The following is a 22443-nucleotide window of genomic DNA, read 5'->3' as shown; positions in this document are numbered from 1 at the left end:
GGCGGTTGCGGCGGTTAAGCCCGAACTCACACGAATTCAGTCAAGAGGATTTTAATTATGGCGAGTACTATTCGAGCCCGGGCGACCCTCAAGGGGGATACCGTCACGGTCAAAGCGTTGATTACGCACGTTATGGAAACCGGTTTGCGCAAAGACGAGAAAACCGGCAAGAAAATCCCCGCCCACTTCATTCAGGAAGTGAGCTGCACCCATAATGGCACTGAAACCCTGCTGGCGCAGTGGGGACCGGCCGTCTCCAAGAACCCGTATCTGTCTTATCAGTTCACGGGTGGCAAATCCGGTGACGACGTCTCCATCAGCTGGGTCGACAACAAGGGTGAGAAAGATTCCCTGACGACCCAGATCAAGTAAGCGTTAAACCGCCACTTGAAACAAAAGGCGAAGGGGTCTCTCTTCGCCTTTTTGTTTGTGCACTTTTCACTCCTGTAAATTAAACGTCCGAAGAGCCGTTGATTTTACTGTAAGTGGCCTGGAACAAGGAGTAACACGATGGCTCCCGGCTTTGCCGGATTTCAGGTGGTACCGCTTCGTTTGTTCCACCCTGCAGGGGATGACCGGGCAGGGGAAATTTTTATTTTGTGCGGCATTGATATGCCGTTCAACATACCACCGAACACCCTGATAACACTGAAATAACAGCCTTAACAATCCCGGCAGTCGGTACTGTCGGGATTCTCCTCCCCTGTCGCAAGTTGTCGGGTGCATCTCATCGGGCGTACAATCGCGGCACAAATACCACCTGCGATAAATCGATGTCTCAATTACCCGAATGTGTCGAAGTCGGGCCAGCCGAAGCACAATCCAGCATCCTCTGGTTGCATGGGCTGGGGGCCGATGGTCATGATTTCGAACCGCTGGTTCCCGAGCTGGGGCTGGACGATCTCAGCGTGCGCTTTGTGTTCCCCCATGCCCCGGTACTGCCTGTCACCGTCAACGGTGGCATGCCCATGCGCGCCTGGTATGACATTCGCTCACCACAAATCCAGCAGGACGAAGACAGCGACGGCATCCGTGCTTCGCAAATGATGCTCGAAGATCTGATCCGCCGCGAACGCGAGCGCGGTATCGACAGTCGTCAGCTGATTCTGGCCGGCTTTTCCCAGGGCGGCGCCATTGCCCTGCATACCGGCCTGCGCCATAGCCAACCGCTGGGCGGCATTCTCGCCCTCTCCACCTACCTGCCGCTGGTCGATACATTTGAGCAGGAACGTGCGCCCGCCAACCAGACAGTGCCCGTTTTCATGGCCCATGGTAAAAGCGACCCCATCGTGCCTCTGTGGCTGGCCGACGATTCACGCCATTATCTGGAACAGGCCGGCTACAGCATCGACTGGCACACCTATGCGATGCAACATCAGGTCGCACTGGGTGAAATTAGCGATATAAGTCGTTGGTTAAAGCTACGTTTTCAATAAACGCTGTGCTGTACGGATACAGGTTCTAGCTGCTAGCGACTAGTGACCAGTCACTGTTTCTGCCAGACCAGCACCCGGTTATTCACCGGCATTTCGATATCCTCGATCAGCGACAAGCCCCCGGCCTCGGCAAGTTGCTGCAGATCGTTCCGATCACGTACGCCACTGACCGGATTGCGTTGCCGTAACCCCACGTCAAATCGTGCGTTGTTTTCACTGGTATGCACACCATTATATTTGAACGGCCCGTAGAGACAGAAGCGGCCGCCGCTCGCCAGCACGCGCCCCACACCCAAAAACAACGTCTCCACCGCCGGCCAGCTCATGATGTGCACGGTATTGGCACTGAATATGCCGTCGAAGATAGCTTGAGGCCAGTCGGGTTTACGCATATCCAGCACAATCGGCTCAGCAATATTGTCACTTTGGGACTCCGCCAGCCATAACCCAATGCCCGGCAGATTTTCCGCCATGTCACTGGGTTGCCAGTGCAGGTGCGGCAGGTGCGCCGCAAAAAAGACCGCATGCTGACCCGTGCCGCTGCCGATTTCCAGAATAGTCCGGCAATCGGCGAACTGCTGTTCCAGCACCGCGAGAATCGGACGCTTGTTTTCTTCACAGGCTTCGGCAAAAGGCTTTATCATGAGCGACACCATAGATTAAAAATTCTGATTCGTTTGATCTGCATCAACAACCCGATTCTATATAAGTAATACAGTGACTTCTAATGAATCAGCCACGCAATAAAGGAATCAGCATGCGCATTGTGCTGCTATTTGGCCTGCTGTCAATCGTTCTGGCCGGTTGTCAGGAACCGTCTTCAGACGCCGTCGCGCAACCTGATGGGGCGCAGCTGTATGCGCAACACTGTGCGGCCTGCCACGGAGACAATGGCGGCGGCGGGGTGGGTGTCCCTCTGAATCTCGCAGTATTTCAGTATGGCGTGAGCGATGAATTCCTGAAATTGACGATTCAACACGGTCGTCCCGGTCGCGTCATGCCTGCTTTTCCCAAACTTAGCGAGACGGAGGTTGACGCGCTTGTCATGCATCTTCGCAGCTGGGCCCCGGGTAAACCGGTCATCCCGGCCAATGGGCATATTGACGGCAATCCTCAACGGGGCAAGGCCCTGTATGCACAACACTGCGCCAGTTGCCACGGCAACCAGGGTGAGGGCGGAGAAGGCACCGGAGTCACCTTTTCACGACCCCGCGATCTGCCTATCATTGCCCCGGCACTGAATAACGATGGCTTTCTCATCGCCGCCACAGATCAGCTGATCAAAGCCGCCGTGGTTAACGGCCGTGAAGGCACGCCGATGCCTTCATTCCGTGAACGGGGACTGAGTGATACCCAGATCAACGATATCGTCAGTTATGTGCGCAGCTTTGAAAACCAGCCCGATCCCAATCCGGTGGGCAACACCGATAATGAGCCACTGACCATCGCCCACGACTCTCCCTATTCGGTCGAAGAAACGGTCAAAGCCCTGGAGCGTGCGGCGGTTGGCATAAACTTCCGCATCATACGCACCCAGACCCTGGAAGATGGCCTGTTTCCCGAACAGGAACAAAACCCGGACCAGATAATCGTTTATTTCTGCAACTTTGACCTCGTCAACAAGGCGCTGGCGATCGATCCCCGTGTCGGTCTGTTTCTCCCCTGTCGCGTTACGGTAGTGGAACAGGACGACGGCGTGAAGGTTATGTCGATCAACCCCAAGCGTCTCGCATATCTGTTCAACAACGCCGAGCTGAACCGGTTGTGCGATGAAATGGTAAAAACTTATTCTAACATTATCGAAGAAGCGACATTCTGATGATAAAACGACTCGCAGCGCTGTTTTCCCTGATCCTGCTAACATCGCCGTTACAGGCGGATGATCGTCTGCTCATGGCGCGCACGACCCAGAACTTCCCGGAAGCCATGCTGCAACTGCAGGAAGTAATCAAACAGCACGGTTATACAGTCAGCCGGGTCCAGCGTGTCGACATCGGGCTGACCAATTTCGGTTATCAGACTGACAAGTATCGTCTGGTCTTTTACGGAAAACCCGAACAAATCCGCGAGATGACGGATCAATATCCGCAACTGATTCCCTATCTCCCGTTGAAAATTGCTATTTTCGCCGAGCTGGAGGACACCCTGCTGGTCGCCTCCAGTCCGATGCAATTGATGCAGACCGATGAATCCGAACTCACACAGATATTAAATACCTGGACAGCTGATCTGCTGTCGATTATGGAAGCCATGCGCAGTCAATAATCCCATTATTGCAATTCGGCGAGCAATCGCTCCTCGATCATTTTCTTATACTCGAGAAACCGGACCGTCTGAACCTGATTACCACTTTCGTTTAGCAGGTTAGGCGCTAAATCCATATCGGTAATATAAATCGGATACGCCTCTCCACTGCGCCGCAATCCCACAATATGCGCAGCTACCTGGCGATATAGATCCTGACCATATTCAAGGCTGGAGAATTCACGGTCTTCACAAAACACCGAGAACGCCGGTTTGTCCTCGACGGCACTGACCAGCACCTGCAAACGCAGATAACCCGAGGGTTTGACATACTGGTTGAGCGAATGAGGTTTAACGCTTTTTTGCCCGTCGCTACCGCTGTCGACACGGTAAAACTGAACTTCCGCCATTGCAGTCTCCCCGGAGACCTCTTCCTGGCCCAGTAACAGTTGACGCTCCCGGATGCAATCAAAGAACTCCTGATAATGCCTGATCAGGCCCACCACGTCATAAAACGGTTTATTCTGCATGGTCAGCGAACCTCGTTCATCCAGAATATACACCGCGACCTGCTCACCGCGCACTTCATAAAAACACTGAACCATGCCCGGACGATTGTTCTGGTAGATGAGAGGCAACACATTCTCGGCCAGACTCTCGTCATCAAACATCAATCGACGAAAGTGCGCCTGCGGATTACCCAGGTAACGGAAAAGAGCCTTCATGTCACCAACTTTATGATACTGCAAAGTATCATGTTCGATGCGCAGTACGTAGTATGCCGATTCAATGCCCAGAATATATTCGATATACTCTGCGTCTCCTGTGCCATAAAAACAGCGCAGAATCCCTGCAAAAAGATTTTCTATCCGGCGGGCAATGGCACTGCCCCGGTAGGAAGAAAAACTGAACGCATTGATCGATGGCGGCGGCCTGCCAGAACCCGGCGGCGACCATTTGATATAGTCCTGCAAACACTTCATCAGGCCGGCGACACCCAGATAACGATAGGTCATCACTTCCTGCCAGCTGTTAACGATCACCTGATCGATACTCAAGGCAAGATTCTCGAACAATCCACCGTATTTAAGCGCATCGGTACGATTACTGGTCAGATGACGACCCTGTCGTGTCCGGCTGGAGAAAGGATCCAGCCCGACATTCACAAACGTGCCGATCGCCGCAATGCGCGCCGGCTGACGCAACTCATGAATCGAAGACTCCTTCAGCACGTCATCCGTAAACAGTCTGCATAATCGCTCTACAACCTGCTGCAGCTCTTTTTCAGTCAAATCGGTGTCGTCGGTATAAATCCCCATTAACGTGTTCGCGTGTAATATGCGATTGAAATAGCACCAGGCAATCAGTTCCAGCAGGCTATAGGCACGCCGCAGCGGGCGGGTCACCGCCAACTCAGAGGCGGGAACCACGCCGTTAAACACCATCCAGTATTCGTCACCCTCTTCACTGAATAAACGATGAAATGACAAGTGGCTGGCATACATGTCCGGCGTGATGCCACGATACATGATCTCGATCTTGCCTGCCTTGCGCTCGAACGCAGCATACAGCTTGCGTCCCAGGATATGCACGTCATCGGCCCTGATCAGGTTTGTTGTGTTTCCTTGCTGGCGGGTAAATTCAGACAGAAACCGATAGGTGGTAGTAAATTCACGAATGATCTGTTTGCGCTCGTCCATCACGCTGTCCAGCTTCCATTCATCACGTCGATCCAGGCGCAGCACTTTGCCATGTGGCCAGCCCCATTGTTCGACCAGCCGGGTCAGTTGTTCCCGCCGCCAGGGTGTGCCCACCGCATCCGGATCAGACAGCTTCTCGTTGACCTTGAAATAAAAACTGCGCCGAGCCAGATCCAGCCTTTGCGGTGACTCTTGCGTGGAAAGATATGCCTCAACCTTGTGCAACATCATACGATAGGGATCCAGCGCGTCGATATCCGGATCCTGTTCCTGATAGATCTGCCTTTTAAATTCGACGCACAACAAATCGATGCCGGGAAACTCACTGGCGTAGGCTTCCATCAACAGTGTCTTGAGTATCGACTTGTAAGGGGCATTGATGCCCTTGTACAACAACCATAGCGAGGCGCCGTAAAACTCCTCTGCCCGTATGGCCGCCAGTCCGCCGAAATCGATATGGTCCTTGCTGTGGATATAACGCTTGAGTTTAATGTCCGCGACATACTCATCGTAGTTCAGCTCATGTTCCGCTGGCACCAGCCACCACAACGGATACCTTCCCGCCAGCAACACCCCGGTTCGGTAGAATTCCTCCAGTAACAGATAATGCTGCATGCTGCCGCTGCTTTCCCGGGTCAGCCGACTATGCTCACCCTGGCGAAAACGCTCCGGGTTGACCAGAAACAGATGCGCCTCAACATCCAGTGTTCGGGCCCACTGTTCTATGCCCTGGGCCTTGAGTTGCAAAGCTTCGATCTGGCCGGGATCCAGCCCCGGATCGTGACAGACCCAGATATCAAAATCGCTGGTGGGAGAATAGGCGATGGTGCCGGGACTGCCCATCAGATAGAGCGCCTGGATCTCGAAACGCCGATAGGCCCGCTTTTTCAGCTCGAAGCTTTTGGCCAGCCGCCGGGCGGCGCTTAACGCCAGTGCATCAGGCGAATAGTCAGGGACCCCCGACGGTGTCGTCTTGTCGACATAGCCGGGCAGAAGGGGATGATTGATATGAAACAGCAATGGCAACAGTTGCAGAAATTCCTGCTGCAACGGCCGCAAATCCCCGCTGATGCGCGCCAGCCGGGCCCGGTTGAGGCGCTGAAAACGGTCCCGGATGACCCGAAAATCGGGGCGGTCGGTATGTGTTGGCTCAATAGGCTCGTGCTGTTCCATCACCCTGAGGTTATCGGCGCCGGCGGCAGTTTCTTCAGTCCGGGTCGGGACAGACGTCACACTTCGAGACCCGGACCCGATTTGCTGTCAGCGCGGCGGGGCAACGTGCTCTACGCACTTGCACATTGACCGCTGCGGCGGTAGCTTAGGTCTCCGCCAACGCAGCGCAACAGGCTTATCAACATGCTCGACAAACTCGATCCCATTTTATTACAGCAGATCATCCGTGCCTGCCCCACCGGCATCTTGCTGCTGGATAACCATGGCCGCGCCAACTGGGCCAACGACGCCCTGGGCGAGATGCTGGGGGAAGTTCGCTGCGCACAATTGCTCAACAAGCAGGTCGATGAAGTGTCCGCCCCCCTTTCAGCCCTGTTCGATTTGAGTACCACCCTGCATTTGCCCGGTGATGAATTCCATGAAGATCTATGGCTGATGGGGCATCAGCAACCGCTGCCGGATAATACCGGCCAGGTGCAGTATTTTGTCGACATCACACCCCTGTACTGGCTGATGCAGGAGCGCGACCAGCTCAAGGATGAACTTAACGACGTCATCATGGTGGATAGCGAAACCGGGATGCGTAACCGCAAGGGACTCTATTACAGTCTGGAACCACAACTGTCCCGCAGCCGCCGCTACGATCGCCCCCTGACTATCATTTTGCTGCGCCTCGACTGCCTGGATCGCTTCAAACAGCAGTACCAGCGCGAGGATGCGCGCCCGCTGCTGGTCACCCTCAGCCAGCTACTCAGTGATCAGCTGCGCTGGGCGGATATCGTCGGACGTCTGAACGAAACCGACTTTCTGCTGGTACTGCCGGAAATTCACGCCAACGATGCCGCTACCGTGGTGGAAAACCTGCGCCAGCAGCTGGCCGAACTGACCATTGATGAACCCGAAACAGAGGATTTCACCATCACCGCCCGCTTCGGCATCGCCGAATGGCGCAAGGGCGACGACATGAGTCTGCTGCTGATGCGTGCCCGGCAAATGCTCGATGACGACGCCGATCCCCAACCCGCCGAACCCATGTCTCATGGGTAGGGACGAGTGACGAGTTACGAGGGACGAGGAAACCTGTAGGCCCGATAGAGCACCCTGCGGGCATCAACTCCGTGGTATCGGGCATTTCTCCGGGTTGCCGGACACCGCTTTGCTATGTCCGGCCTACCCCCTCACCAGAAACCACGAAACAGTTAGATTCATTCTTCGTGTCTTCGCGTCTTCGTGGTGAATATTTTTCCTCGTCACTCGTCCCTCGTAACTCGTTACTGTTCCATTCTGGTGCGCACCCGGATGATGGCAGTGCGGACCTGTTCGGGGGCGGTGCCACCGATGTGGTTACGCGCGGCCACGGAGCCTTCCAGGGTCAGTACCTCGAACACATCCTGTTCGATCACTTTGGAAAACTGTTGCAACTCATCGAGGCTCATCTCGGAGAGGTCCTTGCTGTTATCCACGCCGTAACGCACTGCCTTGCCGACAATTTCATGCGCATCGCGAAAAGCCACGCCCTTGCGTACCAGGTAATCGGCCAGATCGGTGGCGGTTGAAAAGCCGCTACGAGCGGCTTCATACAGCCTGTCACGTTTGACACTGATCTGCGGCATCATATCAGCATACAGTTTAAGGCAGCCCTTGAGATTGTCGATGGTATCGAACAGCGGTTCCTTGTCTTCCTGGTTATCCTTGTTATACGCCAGCGGCTGGCCCTTCATCAGGGTCAGCAGCGACATGAGATGCCCGTAGATGCGTCCGGTCTTGCCGCGCACCAGTTCGGGGACATCGGGGTTTTTCTTCTGTGGCATGATGCTCGACCCGGTACAGAAGCTGTCCCCCAGATCGACAAAATCGAATTGCGCCGATGACCAGAGGATCAGTTCCTCGGAAAATCGCGACAGATGCATCATCAGCAGGGAAGCATCGGAGACCAGTTCGATGGCAAAATCCCGATCGCTGACCGCATCCAGCGAGTTTTCCGCCACACTATCGAACCCCAGTTCGCGGGCGGTAAATTCGCGATCGATCGGATAAGTGGTCCCGGCCAGCGCGGCGGCCCCCAGCGGCATGACATTGACCCGCTTGAAGGTTTCGCCCAGGCGCGCCATATCCCGCACCAGCATCTCCACCCAGGCCAGCATATGATGGCCAAAGGTGACCGGCTGGGCGGTCTGCAAATGCGTAAAGCCGGGCATGATCGTGTCGGCCTCCCGTTCGGCCAGTTGCAGCAGCCCGTCGATCAGCCGTTTCAGCTCGGCCTTTATCTCGCGAATCTCCTCGCGCAGATATAAACGGATATCGGTCGCGACCTGATCATTACGCGAACGGCCGGTATGCAGTTTCTTGCCGACACTGCCGATACGATCGGTCAGCCGCGCCTCGATGTTCATGTGGACATCTTCGAGCGTCGTCGACCAGGCAAACTCGCCGCGCTCAATGTCCTGTTCGATAACCTTGAGCCCCTCAATAATGCTATCGCGCTCTGACTCGCTCAACACGCCGACATGCGCCAGCATACGCGCGTGGGCGATGGAACCGGCAATGTCATGCTTGTAGAGACGCTTGTCAAAACCGACCGAGGCGGTGAATACTTCAACAAAAGCATCTGTGGGGGCAGTAAAACGCCCGGCCCAGGGCTTGTCGGTCTGACTGGCATCGCTCATAACGGATTATCCATTCATGTATCGGAGGAGTTGATTATAACGTGTTCATCGTGAGCGCGCATGGGATAGCCCCATTCGTGCTTTAATTCAGTTAACATAACTCTCACAATCAATCCGGAACAGACTATGCCCGCCACCCCGGAACCATCACGCCAGACTTTGCCCGAACCGGGACAGGATAATCTGTTCCTGCCGGATTTTTGCGGCATCCGCATGGTATTTCTGGTGGTGGTCATCGCCGAGCTGGCGGCCATTGTCATTGCCCTGGCGCCAATGGAAACCCCGTGGACAGAGCGTTGGGCCCGGCTGGGGCTAATCTCGCTGTTTGTCCAATGGTGCGCTCTGAGCAGCTGTGCGCTGCTCTGCCTGCTGCGCCGCCAGCTCCGTCGTTTACCTCCCTGGCAGGCAGGGATTGGCAGCTATCTGCTAATCCTCCTGGTAATTGCCCTGGTCAGCGAGGGCGCCTACTGGCTGATTCATTATCCCGGCGGCATGGGTAGCCTGTGGCATGGCAGGTTTATGACCCGCAACCTGCTGATCGGACTGATTATCACCGGGCCCCTGTTGCGTTATTTCTATGTACAACACCAGTGGCGGCGTCAGGTCCGGGCCGAATCAGAAGCCCGCCTGCAGGCATTGCAATCCCGTATCCGTCCGCACTTTTTGTTTAACAGCATGAACACCATCGTCAGCCTCATCCAGCATAAACCGCAACAGGCCGAACAGGTGGTTGAAAATCTCGCCGATCTGTTTCGCGCCTCGCTAAGCGATGCGCGCCAGCGTGTCACGCTGGCCGATGAACTCGCGTTGTGCCGTCGCTATTTGCAAATCGAGAAATTGCGTCTCGGCGAACGCCTCGATGTTCACTGGCAGGTAGATACCTTGCCCGAAGATGCCCGCTTGCCGGCCCTGCTCATTCAACCTTTGATCGAAAACGCGATCTATCACGGTATTGAACCGCGCACCGATGGCGGCACCATCGATATTAGCGGCGAACTGGTTGACAACCAGTTGCATATCACCCTCGTCAACCCGATACCCGACAACCCCGCCCGGGCGCATGGCCGGGGCAATCAGTTGGCCCATCAGAACATTCGTGATCGCCTCTCCGCCAGTTTCGAGGGGGCGACCCGGCTGGCTCTTGACGAAATGAATCATCACTATAGAGTCTGCTTGAGTTTTCCCTATGAGTCCTGGCATGAAAATTCTGATCGCCGATGATGAACCGCTGGCACGCTCACGCCTGCAATCCCTGCTGGAAGATCTGATCGGCTGGCAAGTCATCGGTGAAGCGGCCAATGGCCACCAGGTGCTGGAACGGGTCCAGCGACACCAGCCGGATGTCGTGCTGCTGGATATTCGCATGCCAGGTATGGACGGAATAGAAGCGGCGGAGCATCTCAACAAGTTGCCCAACCCGCCGGCGATCATTTTTACCACCGCTTACGATCAATACGCACTGCAGGCGTTCAAAACCCATGCGGTGGATTACCTGCTCAAACCGATCAAACAGCAACAACTGGAACAGGCCCTGCAGGCAGCCACCCGATTAACCCGCACCCAACTGCAATCCCTGACGCAATTGCAACAGGAACAGGACATATCCCCGCTGCATATCAGCGCCCGGGTACAGGGTGGCGTACGTCTGGTACCGATTAATGAGGTACTTTATTTTCTGGCCGAACACAAATACGTGACCGTGTGTTATCACGACGGGGAAGTGTTGATCGAGGAACCGCTCAAATCCCTGGAACAGAAATTCGCCGATCAGTTCATTCGCATTCACCGCAATGCGCTGGTAGCCAAACAATTTATCAGGGGATTACGCAAGGATAACTCCGGGCGGATCTTCATGCAGCTGCACCAGGGCGCGCATCAGCTGGAAGTCAGTCGTCGCCATTTACCGCAGGTACGGGAACTGTTACGCCGCCTTTCGGCGGCGGGTGACTGAGAATCGTCTACGACCCACAAAGTGGGGTAGTTTATGAAAGCTCCGGCGGGCTGTCAGGGAAGGAGTGCATTCAACACACCGAACTCTGGTCGTGAGGGCCCCTGGCAGTAATACTCTGGCCAGGATGCAGGGCTCGCTGAGAAGGAAGTGAAATCAGATTTTTTTGCGCCACGGCGGCTCTGCGAGATAAAAGATTTATTATTGCAGGCGGTTGTCCGCGGCAGGCTGCAGCGACACATTCATCGGTCGTAGCCGCTGCAGGGCCAGATCGATCGCATCGTCCAGTTCACCACCGTAAAAGTCCACGGTGGTCAGCCCGAGAATGCGCTCGGCCAGTTCATGGCCGCGATAGTCGACAAAGACTACCGTTGGCGTGACACTGGCCCGGTAGCGCAGGGCGATTGCGTCCGGCTCACGCCACTGACCGTCAAAATCTCTTATCTCCTCGAAAGAATCGAGCTTGATCTTGCGCATGATCACCTTGTCGGTATAGTCACCGCTTTTGCGCATCGGTTCGAGAAACTGCTGCAGGACCTGCTCACAATAACTGCAGCCGGTTTGCGAAAACATGATCAGGATCGGCAGATTCTGTTGCCGCGCCAGCTGACCATCGGCCTGCAGATCCCCGGTGCGCGGTACCTTGTAGGCCGGCGCTCCCTGATCCGCCGCGCTCACCGGCAGCGTCATCAGCAGCAGGGGTAACAGGGAAATGGCAAGTAAACGTCTTAACATCGGGGCATCGGGGGCAGTTGGAATTGGTGTATTATAAAGGTTTGTCCGAATCGCTCCGCAAAAGTTTTATAAACTCTTTTTATATCTCCATTAATCTTAAACCAAGAGTAAGTCATGACCGACATTCTCCGCATCGCGACACGCAAAAGCCAGCTGGCCCTGTGGCAGGCCGAGTACGTCAAGGCCGCGCTGGAAGCCGCCCACGCCGATCTGCGGGTTGAGCTGATTAAAATGACCACCCAGGGTGACAAAATCCTCGATACGCCGCTGGCCAAGGTGGGCGGCAAGGGGCTGTTCGTCAAAGAGCTGGAGAACGGGCTGCTCAGCGGCGAGGCGGACATCGCCGTACATTCGATGAAGGATGTGCCCGTGGAGCTGCCCGACGGGCTGCACCTGCCGGTGATCTGCCCGCGCGAAGATCCGCGCGACGCCTTCGTCTCCAACCGCCATCCGAGTCTGGAGGCGTTACCCGAAGGGGCCCGTCTGGGCACCTCCAGCCTGCGCCGCCAGTGCCAGATCGCCGAGCTGCGGCCGGATCTGCAAATCATCGATCTGCGCGGCAACGTGAATACCCGCCTGCAAAAGCTCGATGACGATCACTACGACGCCATCATCCTCGCCGCCGCCGGCCTCAAGCGACTCGGCTTCGAGGAACGCATCAGCCAGTCTCTCGGCCCGGAGATCAGCCTGCCGGCGATCGGCCAGGGCGCGGTTGGTATCGAATGTCGCCGCGACGATGAGCGCATCAACCGCTTGATTGCCCCACTCAATGACAAGACCACCGCGCTGCGGGTGCGCGCCGAACGGGCCATGAACCACCGGCTCAATGGCGGCTGCCAGGTTCCGATCGCCGGCTACGCCGAGCTCTCCCACGGTGTCATTCTGCTGCGCGGCCTGGTCGGGCGCACCGACGGCAGCGAAATCGTGCGCGGCGAAATCGCCGGCCAGCCCGAAAACGCCGACGAACTGGGACAGGTCCTGGCCGAAGACCTGCTCTCGCGTGGCGCCGACGCGATTCTGGACGCCCTGTATGCCGAATGATCTGGCCGGCTTGCGGGTGGTCATCACCCGTCCGCCCCACCAGAGCGCCGACCTGCAACACCAGCTGGAGCAGGCCGGAGCCCGCCCCCTGCTATTCCCCCTGCTGGCCATCGATCGACCCGCCAATCCCTCTGCTGCGCAACAGGCCCTGACCCGCCTGCAGGACTATGACCTGCTGATCTTCATCAGCCCCAATGCGGTACAGCACGCCCTGGCCCTGTTGCCTGACGGCCTGCCGAACAATCTGACACTGGCCTGTGTCGGCCGGGGCACCGCCCGGGCCCTGCAGGAACAGGGCGGGCGTTCACCCGATCTGATGCCGCAACAGGGTCACGACAGCGAGGCGCTGCTGGCACTGCCGGACCTGCAGGCGGAACAGATTCACGGCAAAAGCGTGCTGATTGTGCGCGGCGAGGGCGGGCGTGAAAAACTGGCGACCAGCCTGCGTGCCAGAGATGCGCAGGTGGAGTATGCTGAGGTGTATCGCCGGCTGAAACCGGCCAACGATCCCGAAACCCTGCTCGGGCCGCTGCGCCGGGGAGAAATTGATATCATCAGTCTCAGCAGCAGTGAGGCCCTGACAAACCTGCTCGAGATTGGGCAGAACGAACAGGAAATATTGCAACACACCCCGCTGGTGGTGTTTCATCAACGCATTGCCGACGCGGCCCGGCAACGGGGCTTTAGCGGACCAATCCTGGTCTGCGAACAACCCGGCGATCAGGGGCTGCTCGACACACTGCGCCACTGGCGCCATGCTGAGTAACAGGTCATGACTGACAACGACAAGCCACACGACGAAATTACCTCGCCCGGGGACGACGCCGACAACCCGGAAGTCACGGAATCGGGCGAGACAAATCCGGAGAACGCCGGCGAATCGACGCCCCGTGCGCGCGGTGCCGGCTTCGCCCTGTTCGTCGCCCTGCTGGGACTGCTCGGCGCCCTGGGCGCAGGGGCCGGCGGCTATTATCTGTGGCAGGCCCAGCAGCAGCTCGCCAGCGAACAGCGCCGGCAACTGGCCACGCTGGAAGAGACCGTTACCGACCTGCGCCGTCAGCACAGCAAACAGAACAGCCGCCGGGACGATCAGTTGCAACAAGTGCAGACGCGCCAGCAAAACCTGGATGATGCCCTGCAAACCCTCATTAAAAGCCGTAGTCATCTGCGCAACGACTGGTTGCTGACCGAAGCTGAATACCTGCTCAAACTGGCCAATCATCGGCTATTGCTGGAACGGGACGTGGCCACTGCCATCGTCGCTCTGCAATCCGCCGACGCGCGACTACGTGAAGTGGCCGACCCCGGCCTGCTGAAAATCCGCCAGCGTATCGCCGCGGACATCAATGATTTGCGCGCCGTCAATCAGCCCGATCTGGCCGGCCTCTCCTTCAATCTGAGCAGCCTGGCCGAAGATATTTCCCGCCTGCCGCTGGCCACCCCCGATCCGCAAACCCGGCAACAGCTCGACGCGGCCGCCTCGCAGAGCGACAAGGTGGATACCTGGCGCGAACTGCCGACCGCCCTGTGGCAGGACCTCAAATCCCTGGTCGTCATTCGCCAGCATGATGAACCGATCCAGCCGCTGCTGGCGCCCGAACAACGTTTTTTCCTGACCCAGAACCTCCAGTTACAGCTGGAGCAGGCGCGCCTGGCGCTGCTCAACGGCCAGACTCGCGTCTATCGCGAACGGCTGCAACAGGCCCGCCAGTGGGTGGAGACCTATTTTGACACCGAGCAGGCACCGACCCGCCAGACGCTCGAACAGCTGAAGCAGCTGTCCGAACGGGAAATTCATCCCGAGCTGCCGGACATCAGTGATACTCACCAGGCACTGGAGAGTTTCCGGCAACAACGACGCCTCAACGATGAGACTCCGGCGCAGGGCGGTGACGCTCCCGTCGACACAACCGAAAGCGCCGACTCATGAAGTGGTTGTTCACGGCCTTTTTGATCCTGCTGGCGGCCGTACTCCTCGGTCTGCTGGCTTACCAGGACCCGGGCTATGTCCTGATCAGCCGGGGCCAGACCACCCTGGAGATGAGCCTGTCGCTGTTTGCCAGTATTGTGGTCATCGGTTTTCTCCTGCTCTATTTTCTGATTCGCACACTGGTGCGCGGCTGGCATGTCCCGGGCCGGTTGCGTCGCTGGCGCCAGTTACGCCGGCGACGCAAGGCCCGCCATTCCTCCAATCGCGGTCTTATCGAGCTGGCCGAAGGGAACTGGCGACGCGCCGAACGGGCGTTGATCAATCACGCCAAAGACAGTGACACACCGCTACTGAATTACCTGTCTGCCGCCCGTGCCGCGCAAAAACAGCATGCACACGAACGCCGCGATCACTATCTGTCGCTGGCGCATAACAGCGCGCCCGGGGCGGATATCGCGGTGGAACTGACCCAGGCGGAGCTGCAACTGGCTCACGGTCAGCTGGAACAGGCGCTGGCCTCGCTGATGCATTTGCAATCCCTGGCACCGCGTCATCCCCATGTGCTTTATCTACTGGCCCGGCTGTACGAGCAACTGCACAGCTGGGGCGATCTGCAGGCTCTGTTACCCAAACTCGACAAATACCATGTGCTCGATGAAAAGGAACATGAGCAGTTAAGCAAGACGGTCTATCGCAACCTGTTACAGGTCAATAGCCACAAAGCGGAAAATCTTAATAACATCTGGCAACAGATTCCGCGCAACCTGCGTCACGATCAGGATCTGGTGGAAGAATACGCCTCCCGTCTGATCATTCTGGAACAACACGACAGGGCCGAGACGATCCTGCGCGAGGCGATCAAACGGGAATACAACGGCGAGCTGGTGCGCCTTTACGGACGGGTGCAATCAAGTACCCCGGATCGCCAGTTACAACAGGCGGAGCACTGGTTAAAAGGGCGGGAAAACAACGCCAACCTGCTACTGACTCTGGGGCGACTGGCGATGCACTGTGAATTATGGGGCAAGGCCCGCAATTATCTGGAAGCCAGCCTGGGCAATCATGAACAGCCCGAAACCTGCCGTGAGCTGGGTCAGTTACTGGACAGACTTAATGAAACGGAGCAGGCCGCCGACTATTATCGCCGGGGATTGTTATTAACGATCTGAGCCGGGGTCAGTCTTGATCTCGTATTCTCCGGACTCCATCTCGCCGACTTCTCTGGCGACTTCATCAAACAGGTTGTTACATGTCAGTTGCAGATCGTGTAACTGATTGACCACGTTGATCGCCCTGTCATAGGTATCACCGTGCAGGTCCTGCTGCATGCGATGCGCCGTGCCATAGGCAATACGCAACAAATCGCATAACTGTGCAGCCTCATCCAGCAGGCGACTACCTGTTTGACCGACTGAATCTACCACCAAACTAGCTCCTGATTACGGAACCGACTGTCCCTTTTGCAAAGATAGCAGAACCGGGCGGGATTTGCGATTTACCGGCCCGGCTCAATCCCTGTTGTATTCAAATGCGTCGGAATAATAGTGCTCCAGATCCAGGCCGTGACCGGGGAAGGCATCCTGCCCGGCATAAACCATCGGCGGCGGGCCCGAGGCATAGATGTCGTATCCGGCCAGCTGCGGATGATCGACGATCACCGTATCATGTACATAACCGGTACGCCCCTGCCAGTGATCCTCCACCATGGGTTCGGAGAGCACCGGGGTATAACTGAAATTGGTGTGTTCTTCGGCCCATTGTTCGGGCAGTTCCGGCAGATACAGATCCCGTTTGGCCCGCGCGCCCCAGTACAGATGCATGGGCCGCTCGATGCCCGAGGCGAAGGCATGTTCAATCATCCCCTTGATGGGCGCAAAACCGGTGCCGCCGGCCATGAAAATAATTGGTCGATCCGACTCCTCACGCAGATAAAAGCCGCCGAATGGTCCCTCGATGCGCAAAATATCCTTGACCTTCATCTTGTCGAACACTTCACCCGTAAAACTGCCCCCTTCAACATGACGGATATGCAAGACCAGATAATCATCATCATGCGGGGCATTGGCGAGGGAGAAACTGCGTCGCCGTCCATCCTTGAGGATGAAATCCACATACTGGCCGGCCAGAAACTGTAGCCTTTCGGTACTCGGCAGCTTGAGTTTGAGCAACATGACATCATGGTTGAGCCGGGTCATCTCGGCAATGCGACTGGGTAACTTTTTGATCGGAATGTCCTGGCCTTCTGCTACCTCGCGGGTTTCGATCACCAGATTACTTCGGGCCACTGCCTGGCAAAACAGCGCCATGCCGGCGGCGGTCTGATCTTTCGTCAACGCCGGGGGCAACTCATCGTCGGAATAAGCGATCTTGCCTTCCACCACCTTGCCCATGCAGGATCCACAGGCACCATTACGACAGCCGTAGGGCAGGGCCAGACCATGGCGTAGTGCCGCATCCAGGATCGATTCATTCTCTTCCAGGGGAAAAGTATGGCCGCTGGGCTCGACTTTGACAGAAAAACTCATAAAATTACTCAACTTTTCATCACAAAGCGCGGAATTATCTCCTAATGAACCCGGCAGTAAAACCCCCCGATCAGGTATTTATCGTCGGCTGCGGCGACATCGGCACCCGTGTCGCCCGGCTCTGGCTGGCTGAAGACGTGCCGGTCACCGGTCTGGCCCGCCATGGCGATCGGCTGACGGCGGCGGATATTCCGGCGTACCCGGCGGATCTGGATGACCCAACCACCCTGACCGACCTGCCGGTGGAGCAGGCTCTGATCTATTACTTTGCCCCGCCGCCGCCGCGGGGGCAGAACGATCCGCGAATGACCCGCTTTTTACAGGCTGTCGATCAGCAGGGCCGGCGTCCCGCTCGGATGGTTTACATCAGCACCTCAGGGGTTTATGGCGATCGGCAAGGGGGGATCGTGACCGAACAAGCCGAGCCCAATCCACAGGTAGATCGTGCCCGGCGCCGCTACGCCGCCGAACAGACCCTGCGCGAGTGGGGCCAAAAGCACGCCGTGCCTGTCATCGTGTTACGGGTCGGCGGCATTTACGGCCCCGGCCGCCTGCCAATCAAGCGACTCCGTGAGCAGGTACCGATGATTCATGAAGCCCTGGCACCGCAGACCAACCGAATCCACGCGGCGGATCTCGCGGCAATCTGTGTTGCCGCCGCGCGCCGGGGCACGCCGGGTGCGATTTATAATGTCAGTGATGGCAATGACAGCAACATGACCCAGTACTTCAATACGGTCGCCGATTTTCTCGGGCTGCCGCGTCCGCCACTGATCGACATGGATGCGGCACGACAGACTCTGAGCGAAGGCATGCTCTCCTACCTGGGTGAATCGCGACGCATGGATACCTCGCGACTGCGCAAAGAACTGGGCATCGAATTGCAGTACCCGACCTTGCAGATCGGTCTGGAAGCCACATGCCAACACGATAGGGACGAGGTACGAGAGACAAGTCGTAGGAGGGGCTTGTAGCCGCGACTTGTTGAATTCAGTCAGGTCGCCGATGGAATCGCCTCCCACGGTCTGGAAGACACCTGCCAAAGAGACAGGTACGAGGGATGAGTGGCGAGTTGTAGGAGGGGCTTGTAGCCGCGACTTGTTGAATTCAGTCAGGTCGCCGATGGAATCGCCTCCCACGGTCTGGAAGACACCTGCCAACCATACAGGGACGAAATACAGGGGCGAGTTCCTAGTGACTAGCAACTAGCCCCTGTCTGTCAGTTCCCCGGTCTCTCACAAACCGCTGCCCTGCCAGCTCTTCTGTTACTGGTTTCAGGCAGGCACACCCCGTACAATGCGGGTTGATTTGTTTTTTAGTTCGGCCTGCGCATGAAACCTATTAGTCAGTTCTTTCGCCTGTTTTACATCAGCTTTGTGCTGATGCGTCACGGGCTGGACGGGCTGCTGCTCAATACGCCGCTGTTTCGCCCCTTCCGGATTCTCAAGATCTTCATGCCCTGGCTGTGGTGGCAGCGCAAGCAGCCGCGCGGTGAGCGGGTGCGTCTGGCCCTGGAAGATCTCGGGCCGATTTTTATCAAGTTCGGGCAGATCCTCTCGACCCGCCGTGATCTGCTGCCCGATGATATCGCCGAGGAATTGACCCGGCTTCAGGATCAGGTGCCGCCGTTTTCCGATCAACAGGCGCGTGCCATCATCGAACGCGATCTGGGCCAGCCGATCGATGCCATCTTTGCTGAATTCGGCGCCACCCCCTTTGCTTCGGCTTCCATTGCCCAGGTCCACGGCGCCACGCTACATGATGGCAAGAAAGTCGTGGTCAAGGTATTGCGCCCGGACATCCTGCCCGTCATCCGGCGTGATATTGGTCTCATGTATCTGTTCGCCGGCGCGTTCGAACGTTACTGGTCTCTCGGACGGCAATTGCATGCAATCGAAGTTGTCAGTGAGTTTGAGAAAACGATTCTTGATGAGCTGGACCTGAGCCGTGAAGCAGCCAATGCTTCGCAATTGCGACGCAATTTTATCGATTCGCCGCTGTTATATGTTCCGGAAGTATACTGGGACTATTGCCGTCGCCACGTCATGGTCATGGAGCGCATCGACGGGATTCCGATTGGCCACATCGAACGGCTACACCAGGCTAATATCGACCTCAAGGCCCTCGCAGAACACGGGGTGGAAATATTCTTTACCCAAGTTTTCCGTGACAGTTTCTTCCATGCGGATATGCATCCTGGCAATATCTTCGTCTCGAATGAAGGCCAATACCTCGCGGTGGACTTTGGCATCATGGGGACTCTTAACCCCAGCGATCAACGTTATCTGGCCGAAAACTTCCATGCCTTTTTCAACCGCGATTATCGCCGGGTCGCTCAGCTGCACATCGATTCTGGCTGGATCGATCGTGATACCCGCATTGATGAGTTTGAAGGCGCTATTCGGACTGTTTGCGAACCGATCTTCAACAAACCTCTGAGCCAGATCTCCTTCGGCCACCTGCTGCTGCGGCTGTTCCAGACTGCGCGGCGCTTCAATATGGAAGTGCAGCCGCAACTCGTACTGTTACAAAAGACCCTGCTGAATATCGAGGGCCTCGGCCGCCAGCTCTATCCGGAACTGGATCTGTGGAAAACCGCCAAGCCGTTCCTGGAACGCTGGATCCGCGAACAGATTGGCCCCAAAGCCTTTATCAAACACCTGCGTATCAACTTCCCCATGTGGGCCGAGCGACTCCCGCAATTGCCCAACATGGTTCACGACGTGTTGCAGCAGGCCAAAGACGGCCATCTGAAAGTGGAATTGCAGGACAGACAAATGCACCAGCTACGCAGTGAAATCCGCCGCGCCAACCGCCGTACCTGGGGCGCCATCGTCGGCGGCAGTCTGTTACTTTCCGCCACCATTCTCGCGGCGCTGGATGGTTACGCCAAACCGATGCTGGGCGATCTGCCGGTCTACTCCTGGGTAATGGGGAGCGTGGGGATCATCATCCTTCTGGCGGCCTGGCCGGATTATCGGAACGACTGACGATTAGTCCATTTCCAGACTCACTGGGAAGAACACGAACAGCGCAGAGACGCAGAAGAAAAAGCAGATTATTTTTCCAGCCGGTTCCCTGTCGATTATTTCAAATAGCCCGATTCAAGCAGCAACACGACGGCTGCCGGTTTTACCGTTGTGACATAACGCTTTTTTATGGAGGATGTCGCAATCAAAGTCGGTTACTTCCAGGATATCGATACACTCCGACAAAGTGCTCTGATTCCTTTGGCCCTGTAGCGGCTTACTTTTGGCTTTTCTGTTCAAGCCAAACGCAACGCATCGTTTAGTCAGGACGATATTTCCTTGAAGTGTGGTAAGAGCTGGCAGTGCGAGTGTTCAATGCAGGGCATCATACTCTTGAGATGAGGAACTCTGGGGCTGCTTTTCCTGTATTTGCACAATCAGATATTAAAAATGAATTTAATTGTACTCTCCAGGGAGATCGTTTTTTATAACAGTAACCCTGCCAACTTTCTTGCCTGACATTCTCAATAATTCATCGCCTGAAAATTCATAGCCAAGCTTAAGTGCTATTCGCGCAACATCATCGGCAGTTGATGTAGCAAGCACTTCATTTTTAAGTGCAGGTTCAGATTGCATTTTCTTTAAAAATGCCTCGAGCTGATCTAAAGCCATATTTGAACTCCCTGTTCTCGCTAACTGCTATATATTAAACAGAAAACCCGTTAAAGGGGTCATGAAAATTCTACTATCACTTCGAGATGCCGGCAACGAGCGGCACCCTGAAAGGAGGATTTGTTGTGCAGAAGGCACAACTATAGCAATTAAGAGGGGGCTTATCTGGCGCAGTATTTGTTGGCACTGATAACCCAATCCCACGCTGCTCCGCCAGACTCCCTTCTTGAGAACCTCAGTACTTTAAGAGCAGAAATGCATGCGGTTCGGCTGATACAGAATCCCCGATGTCACTGATCGTTGTGCCTCACTGGATCCGCGTCAACCTCCCGCATTCACAATAATAACTTTTCCCAAGGTCTGATTATGCCCGGGTTTTGCGTCTCAGTACCCAGATCTCGAGCAATGCCCATTCCTCACCAGGGTAGTTCTCCTGCTCCAGGGGCGACAGGCGACGATGCCGTGAGGCCATACTGCCGACGAATTCGAGTCGCTCCAGCAACATCCGCTTGGTCTCGTCGGCTTTTTCCAGGGCGAAAGGGTTGAGGAAGTTGACCAGCATGTAACCTTCTCCATCGCCTTTGGCGAAAGCGTCCAGTAGCCGGGCGATCGCTTCGGGTTCGAGATAGACGAGAGACGCAGTCGAGATTACGATGTCCGCATTTTTCAGGGCCGCCTCGACCTGGCTCTGCACCTCTGCCGGCGCGGCATTGAGATCGGCTTCGATGGTTTCATCATACAGGCCGGCCTCGTGACCATAGGCCAGCGCATTGGCGGAGATGTCGATGCCGGTGGTGGTCGCAGGGAAGCGTCGCTTCCCGTCAATCTGCTTGCATACCTCGGCATCGCGCCAGTTGTTTCGGATCGCGTCGTAATCCATGCCGTACAGCGTGGCCATGGTAGTGTTGCCAAAGCAGCCGGCCAGATCCACGTAGTTCAGCGGCTTGTCCGCGCTCGCGTTTTGCTGTGCCCAGGGCAGGATCAGGCGGTCGAAGGTCTGGCGATTGAAGTTGTCGGAAACATATTCCAGCGCATCCAGAATCCGCTCCTTGAACGGCACCGGGTTCTCGGCCACATAAATATCATCGAAATGCTGCTTTTTCTCATCGGTACGCACGTCCGGCTTGGGCATGAGGACTCCTTGTTTTCTGTCATTCATGAATTTCACAATACTGTCTACAATTATACCGTTTCCGCCAGGGTTTCTACAGGCCTCATCAGGTCTCGCTGAGCAATGCCTGAGGTTTTCGCCTGAAAATCACAGTTTTTTTATATCTGCAGCCAGATACGTACTATTTTCTGATTGTCAGATGAGGTAATGTTAATCGCGAGTAACAGCCATTCTGATATATTTTATCTTTTATGCCTGACTTACAGGCTATAACCTGCTGATGATTAACTGAC

At 56.2% G+C, this 22443-nt stretch carries 22 protein-coding genes; 14 read left to right on the top strand and 8 right to left on the bottom strand.

The window, feature by feature from the left end:
* Nucleotides 1-57 precede the first annotated feature (57 nt).
* From soxZ to R6U90_RS08110, 3 genes are all read left to right on the top strand, one after another.
* Entirely contained in the window at nt 58-372 is a 315-nt protein-coding gene (gene soxZ / locus R6U90_RS08120) for a thiosulfate oxidation carrier complex protein SoxZ (protein WP_410352173.1), read from the top strand.
* Nucleotides 373-510: 138 nt separating this feature from the next.
* Nucleotides 511-657, top strand: coding sequence for a hypothetical protein (locus R6U90_RS08115; RefSeq protein ID WP_410352172.1), 147 nt, complete (start codon nt 511-513; stop codon nt 655-657).
* Between the two features lie 116 nt (nt 658-773).
* Nucleotides 774-1436: an alpha/beta hydrolase gene (locus R6U90_RS08110; RefSeq protein WP_410352171.1), complete on the top strand. Its 663-nt coding sequence runs from the start codon at nt 774-776 to the stop codon at nt 1434-1436.
* 50 nt (nt 1437-1486) lie between these two features.
* Here the strand turns inward: R6U90_RS08110 and R6U90_RS08105 are convergent, their stop codons facing one another.
* Nucleotides 1487-2080, bottom strand: coding sequence for a DUF938 domain-containing protein (locus R6U90_RS08105; protein WP_410352170.1), 594 nt, complete (start codon nt 2078-2080; stop codon nt 1487-1489).
* Nucleotides 2081-2193: 113 nt separating this feature from the next.
* Between R6U90_RS08105 and R6U90_RS08100 the strand changes: the two genes are divergently transcribed.
* Both R6U90_RS08100 and R6U90_RS08095 read left to right on the top strand, forming a co-directional pair.
* Nucleotides 2194-3255 (top strand): c-type cytochrome, encoded by a 1062-nt coding sequence (locus R6U90_RS08100; RefSeq protein WP_410352169.1) that lies wholly within the window; start codon nt 2194-2196, stop codon nt 3253-3255.
* Nucleotides 3255-3701 carry a DUF302 domain-containing protein gene (locus R6U90_RS08095; RefSeq protein WP_410352168.1) on the top strand — a complete coding sequence of 149 codons (447 nt, stop codon included), beginning with the start codon at nt 3255-3257 and terminating at the stop codon, nt 3699-3701. Before R6U90_RS08100 ends, R6U90_RS08095 begins: the two co-directional genes overlap by 1 nt.
* 5 nt (nt 3702-3706) lie before the next feature.
* On the opposite strand, the gene R6U90_RS08090 is transcribed toward R6U90_RS08095, so the two are convergent.
* Complete coding sequence (locus R6U90_RS08090; protein WP_410352167.1) at nt 3707-6613, bottom strand: class I adenylate cyclase; 2907 nt, start codon at nt 6611-6613, stop codon at nt 3707-3709.
* 123 nt (nt 6614-6736) lie between these two features.
* Here R6U90_RS08090 and R6U90_RS08085 point away from each other — a divergent pair, with 123 nt between their 5' ends.
* A complete protein-coding gene (locus R6U90_RS08085; protein WP_410352166.1) occupies nt 6737-7600 on the top strand; it encodes a diguanylate cyclase domain-containing protein in 864 nt (287 codons plus the stop codon).
* Between the two features lie 224 nt (nt 7601-7824).
* Here the strand turns inward: R6U90_RS08085 and argH are convergent, their stop codons facing one another.
* Complete coding sequence (gene argH, locus R6U90_RS08080; RefSeq protein ID WP_410352165.1) at nt 7825-9219, bottom strand: argininosuccinate lyase; 1395 nt, start codon at nt 9217-9219, stop codon at nt 7825-7827.
* Nucleotides 9220-9345: 126 nt separating this feature from the next.
* Between argH and R6U90_RS08075 the strand changes: the two genes are divergently transcribed.
* Both R6U90_RS08075 and R6U90_RS08070 read left to right on the top strand, forming a co-directional pair.
* Nucleotides 9346-10440: a sensor histidine kinase gene (locus tag R6U90_RS08075; protein WP_410352164.1), complete on the top strand. Its 1095-nt coding sequence runs from the start codon at nt 9346-9348 to the stop codon at nt 10438-10440.
* Nucleotides 10418-11170, top strand: coding sequence for a LytR/AlgR family response regulator transcription factor (locus R6U90_RS08070; RefSeq protein ID WP_410352163.1), 753 nt, complete (start codon nt 10418-10420; stop codon nt 11168-11170). The genes R6U90_RS08075 and R6U90_RS08070 overlap by 23 nt, the downstream gene beginning before the upstream one ends.
* A gap of 198 nt (nt 11171-11368) precedes the next feature.
* Here R6U90_RS08070 and R6U90_RS08065 read toward each other — a convergent pair whose 3' ends face one another.
* Nucleotides 11369-11902: a thioredoxin family protein gene (locus R6U90_RS08065; RefSeq protein WP_410352161.1), complete on the bottom strand. Its 534-nt coding sequence runs from the start codon at nt 11900-11902 to the stop codon at nt 11369-11371.
* Nucleotides 11903-12016: 114 nt separating this feature from the next.
* On the opposite strand from R6U90_RS08065, the gene hemC reads away from it, so the two are divergent.
* From hemC to R6U90_RS08045, 4 genes are read left to right on the top strand one after another with little or no spacing between them, the layout of a single operon-like run.
* Complete coding sequence (gene hemC / locus R6U90_RS08060; RefSeq protein WP_410352160.1) at nt 12017-12943, top strand: hydroxymethylbilane synthase; 927 nt, start codon at nt 12017-12019, stop codon at nt 12941-12943.
* A complete protein-coding gene (locus tag R6U90_RS08055; protein ID WP_410352159.1) occupies nt 12933-13709 on the top strand; it encodes a uroporphyrinogen-III synthase in 777 nt (258 codons plus the stop codon). Before hemC ends, R6U90_RS08055 begins: the two co-directional genes overlap by 11 nt.
* Nucleotides 13710-13715: 6 nt before the next feature.
* Nucleotides 13716-14873, top strand: a complete 1158-nt coding sequence (locus R6U90_RS08050; RefSeq protein WP_410352158.1) for a uroporphyrinogen-III C-methyltransferase — start codon at nt 13716-13718, stop codon at nt 14871-14873.
* The gene (locus R6U90_RS08045) at nt 14870-16042 is read left to right on the top strand and encodes a heme biosynthesis HemY N-terminal domain-containing protein (protein WP_410352157.1); all 1173 of its coding nucleotides are present in this window, start codon (nt 14870-14872) and stop codon (nt 16040-16042) included. Before R6U90_RS08050 ends, R6U90_RS08045 begins: the two co-directional genes overlap by 4 nt.
* Here R6U90_RS08045 and R6U90_RS08040 read toward each other — a convergent pair.
* Both R6U90_RS08040 and R6U90_RS08035 read right to left on the bottom strand, forming a co-directional pair.
* Nucleotides 16031-16297, bottom strand: a complete 267-nt coding sequence (locus R6U90_RS08040) for a hypothetical protein (protein WP_410352156.1) — start codon at nt 16295-16297, stop codon at nt 16031-16033. The two genes, R6U90_RS08045 and R6U90_RS08040, sit on opposite strands and share 12 nt — an antisense overlap.
* Nucleotides 16298-16381: 84 nt before the next feature.
* Nucleotides 16382-17398: a CDP-6-deoxy-delta-3,4-glucoseen reductase gene (locus tag R6U90_RS08035; RefSeq protein WP_410352155.1), complete on the bottom strand. Its 1017-nt coding sequence runs from the start codon at nt 17396-17398 to the stop codon at nt 16382-16384.
* Between the two features lie 44 nt (nt 17399-17442).
* Here R6U90_RS08035 and R6U90_RS08030 point away from each other — a divergent pair, with 44 nt between their 5' ends.
* A complete protein-coding gene (locus tag R6U90_RS08030) occupies nt 17443-18372 on the top strand; it encodes an SDR family oxidoreductase (RefSeq protein WP_410352154.1) in 930 nt (309 codons plus the stop codon).
* Nucleotides 18373-18729: 357 nt separating this feature from the next.
* Nucleotides 18730-20388, top strand: a complete 1659-nt coding sequence (gene ubiB / locus R6U90_RS08025) for a ubiquinone biosynthesis regulatory protein kinase UbiB (protein ID WP_410352153.1) — start codon at nt 18730-18732, stop codon at nt 20386-20388.
* Between the two features lie 435 nt (nt 20389-20823).
* On the opposite strand, the gene R6U90_RS08020 is transcribed toward ubiB, so the two are convergent.
* Together R6U90_RS08020 and R6U90_RS08015 are read right to left on the bottom strand one after the other, a co-directional pair.
* Nucleotides 20824-21039 carry a Nif11-like leader peptide family natural product precursor gene (locus tag R6U90_RS08020; RefSeq protein WP_410352152.1) on the bottom strand — a complete coding sequence of 72 codons (216 nt, stop codon included), beginning with the start codon at nt 21037-21039 and terminating at the stop codon, nt 20824-20826.
* A gap of 364 nt (nt 21040-21403) precedes the next feature.
* Nucleotides 21404-22171, bottom strand: coding sequence for a class I SAM-dependent methyltransferase (locus R6U90_RS08015; protein WP_410352151.1), 768 nt, complete (start codon nt 22169-22171; stop codon nt 21404-21406).
* Nucleotides 22172-22443 lie beyond the last annotated feature (272 nt).

It is taken from the genome of Thiohalophilus sp., assembly GCF_046483665.1.
Classification (GTDB): domain Bacteria; phylum Pseudomonadota; class Gammaproteobacteria; order UBA6429; family Thiohalophilaceae; genus Thiohalophilus.
The sequence above is the reverse complement of the archived record's forward strand: the minus strand, read 5'-3'. Positions and strand labels throughout refer to the sequence as shown.

Excerpts from the sequence above, each read along its gene's own strand:
- R6U90_RS08030 (WP_410352154.1), top strand. The coding sequence starts at position 17,443 with ATGAACCCGGCAGTAAAACCCCCCGATCAGGTATTTATCGTCGGCTGC.
- soxZ (WP_410352173.1), top strand. The coding sequence starts at position 58 with ATGGCGAGTACTATTCGAGCCCGGGCGACCCTCAAGGGGGATACCGTC.
- hemC (WP_410352160.1), top strand. The coding sequence starts at position 12,017 with ATGACCGACATTCTCCGCATCGCGACACGCAAAAGCCAGCTGGCCCTG.
- R6U90_RS08100 (WP_410352169.1), top strand. The coding sequence starts at position 2,194 with ATGCGCATTGTGCTGCTATTTGGCCTGCTGTCAATCGTTCTGGCCGGT.
- R6U90_RS08070 (WP_410352163.1), top strand. The coding sequence starts at position 10,418 with ATGAAAATTCTGATCGCCGATGATGAACCGCTGGCACGCTCACGCCTG.
- R6U90_RS08075 (WP_410352164.1), top strand. The coding sequence starts at position 9,346 with ATGCCCGCCACCCCGGAACCATCACGCCAGACTTTGCCCGAACCGGGA.
- R6U90_RS08085 (WP_410352166.1), top strand. The coding sequence starts at position 6,737 with ATGCTCGACAAACTCGATCCCATTTTATTACAGCAGATCATCCGTGCC.
- R6U90_RS08045 (WP_410352157.1), top strand. The coding sequence starts at position 14,870 with ATGAAGTGGTTGTTCACGGCCTTTTTGATCCTGCTGGCGGCCGTACTC.
- R6U90_RS08020 (WP_410352152.1), bottom strand. The coding sequence starts at position 21,039 with ATGGCTTTAGATCAGCTCGAGGCATTTTTAAAGAAAATGCAATCTGAA.
- R6U90_RS08050 (WP_410352158.1), top strand. The coding sequence starts at position 13,716 with ATGACTGACAACGACAAGCCACACGACGAAATTACCTCGCCCGGGGAC.
- R6U90_RS08065 (WP_410352161.1), bottom strand. The coding sequence starts at position 11,902 with ATGTTAAGACGTTTACTTGCCATTTCCCTGTTACCCCTGCTGCTGATG.
- R6U90_RS08115 (WP_410352172.1), top strand. The coding sequence starts at position 511 with ATGGCTCCCGGCTTTGCCGGATTTCAGGTGGTACCGCTTCGTTTGTTC.
- R6U90_RS08110 (WP_410352171.1), top strand. The coding sequence starts at position 774 with ATGTCTCAATTACCCGAATGTGTCGAAGTCGGGCCAGCCGAAGCACAA.
- R6U90_RS08095 (WP_410352168.1), top strand. The coding sequence starts at position 3,255 with ATGATAAAACGACTCGCAGCGCTGTTTTCCCTGATCCTGCTAACATCG.
- R6U90_RS08035 (WP_410352155.1), bottom strand. The coding sequence starts at position 17,398 with ATGAGTTTTTCTGTCAAAGTCGAGCCCAGCGGCCATACTTTTCCCCTG.
- R6U90_RS08055 (WP_410352159.1), top strand. The coding sequence starts at position 12,933 with ATGCCGAATGATCTGGCCGGCTTGCGGGTGGTCATCACCCGTCCGCCC.
- R6U90_RS08015 (WP_410352151.1), bottom strand. The coding sequence starts at position 22,171 with ATGCCCAAGCCGGACGTGCGTACCGATGAGAAAAAGCAGCATTTCGAT.
- R6U90_RS08105 (WP_410352170.1), bottom strand. The coding sequence starts at position 2,080 with ATGATAAAGCCTTTTGCCGAAGCCTGTGAAGAAAACAAGCGTCCGATT.
- argH (WP_410352165.1), bottom strand. The coding sequence starts at position 9,219 with ATGAGCGATGCCAGTCAGACCGACAAGCCCTGGGCCGGGCGTTTTACT.
- ubiB (WP_410352153.1), top strand. The coding sequence starts at position 18,730 with ATGAAACCTATTAGTCAGTTCTTTCGCCTGTTTTACATCAGCTTTGTG.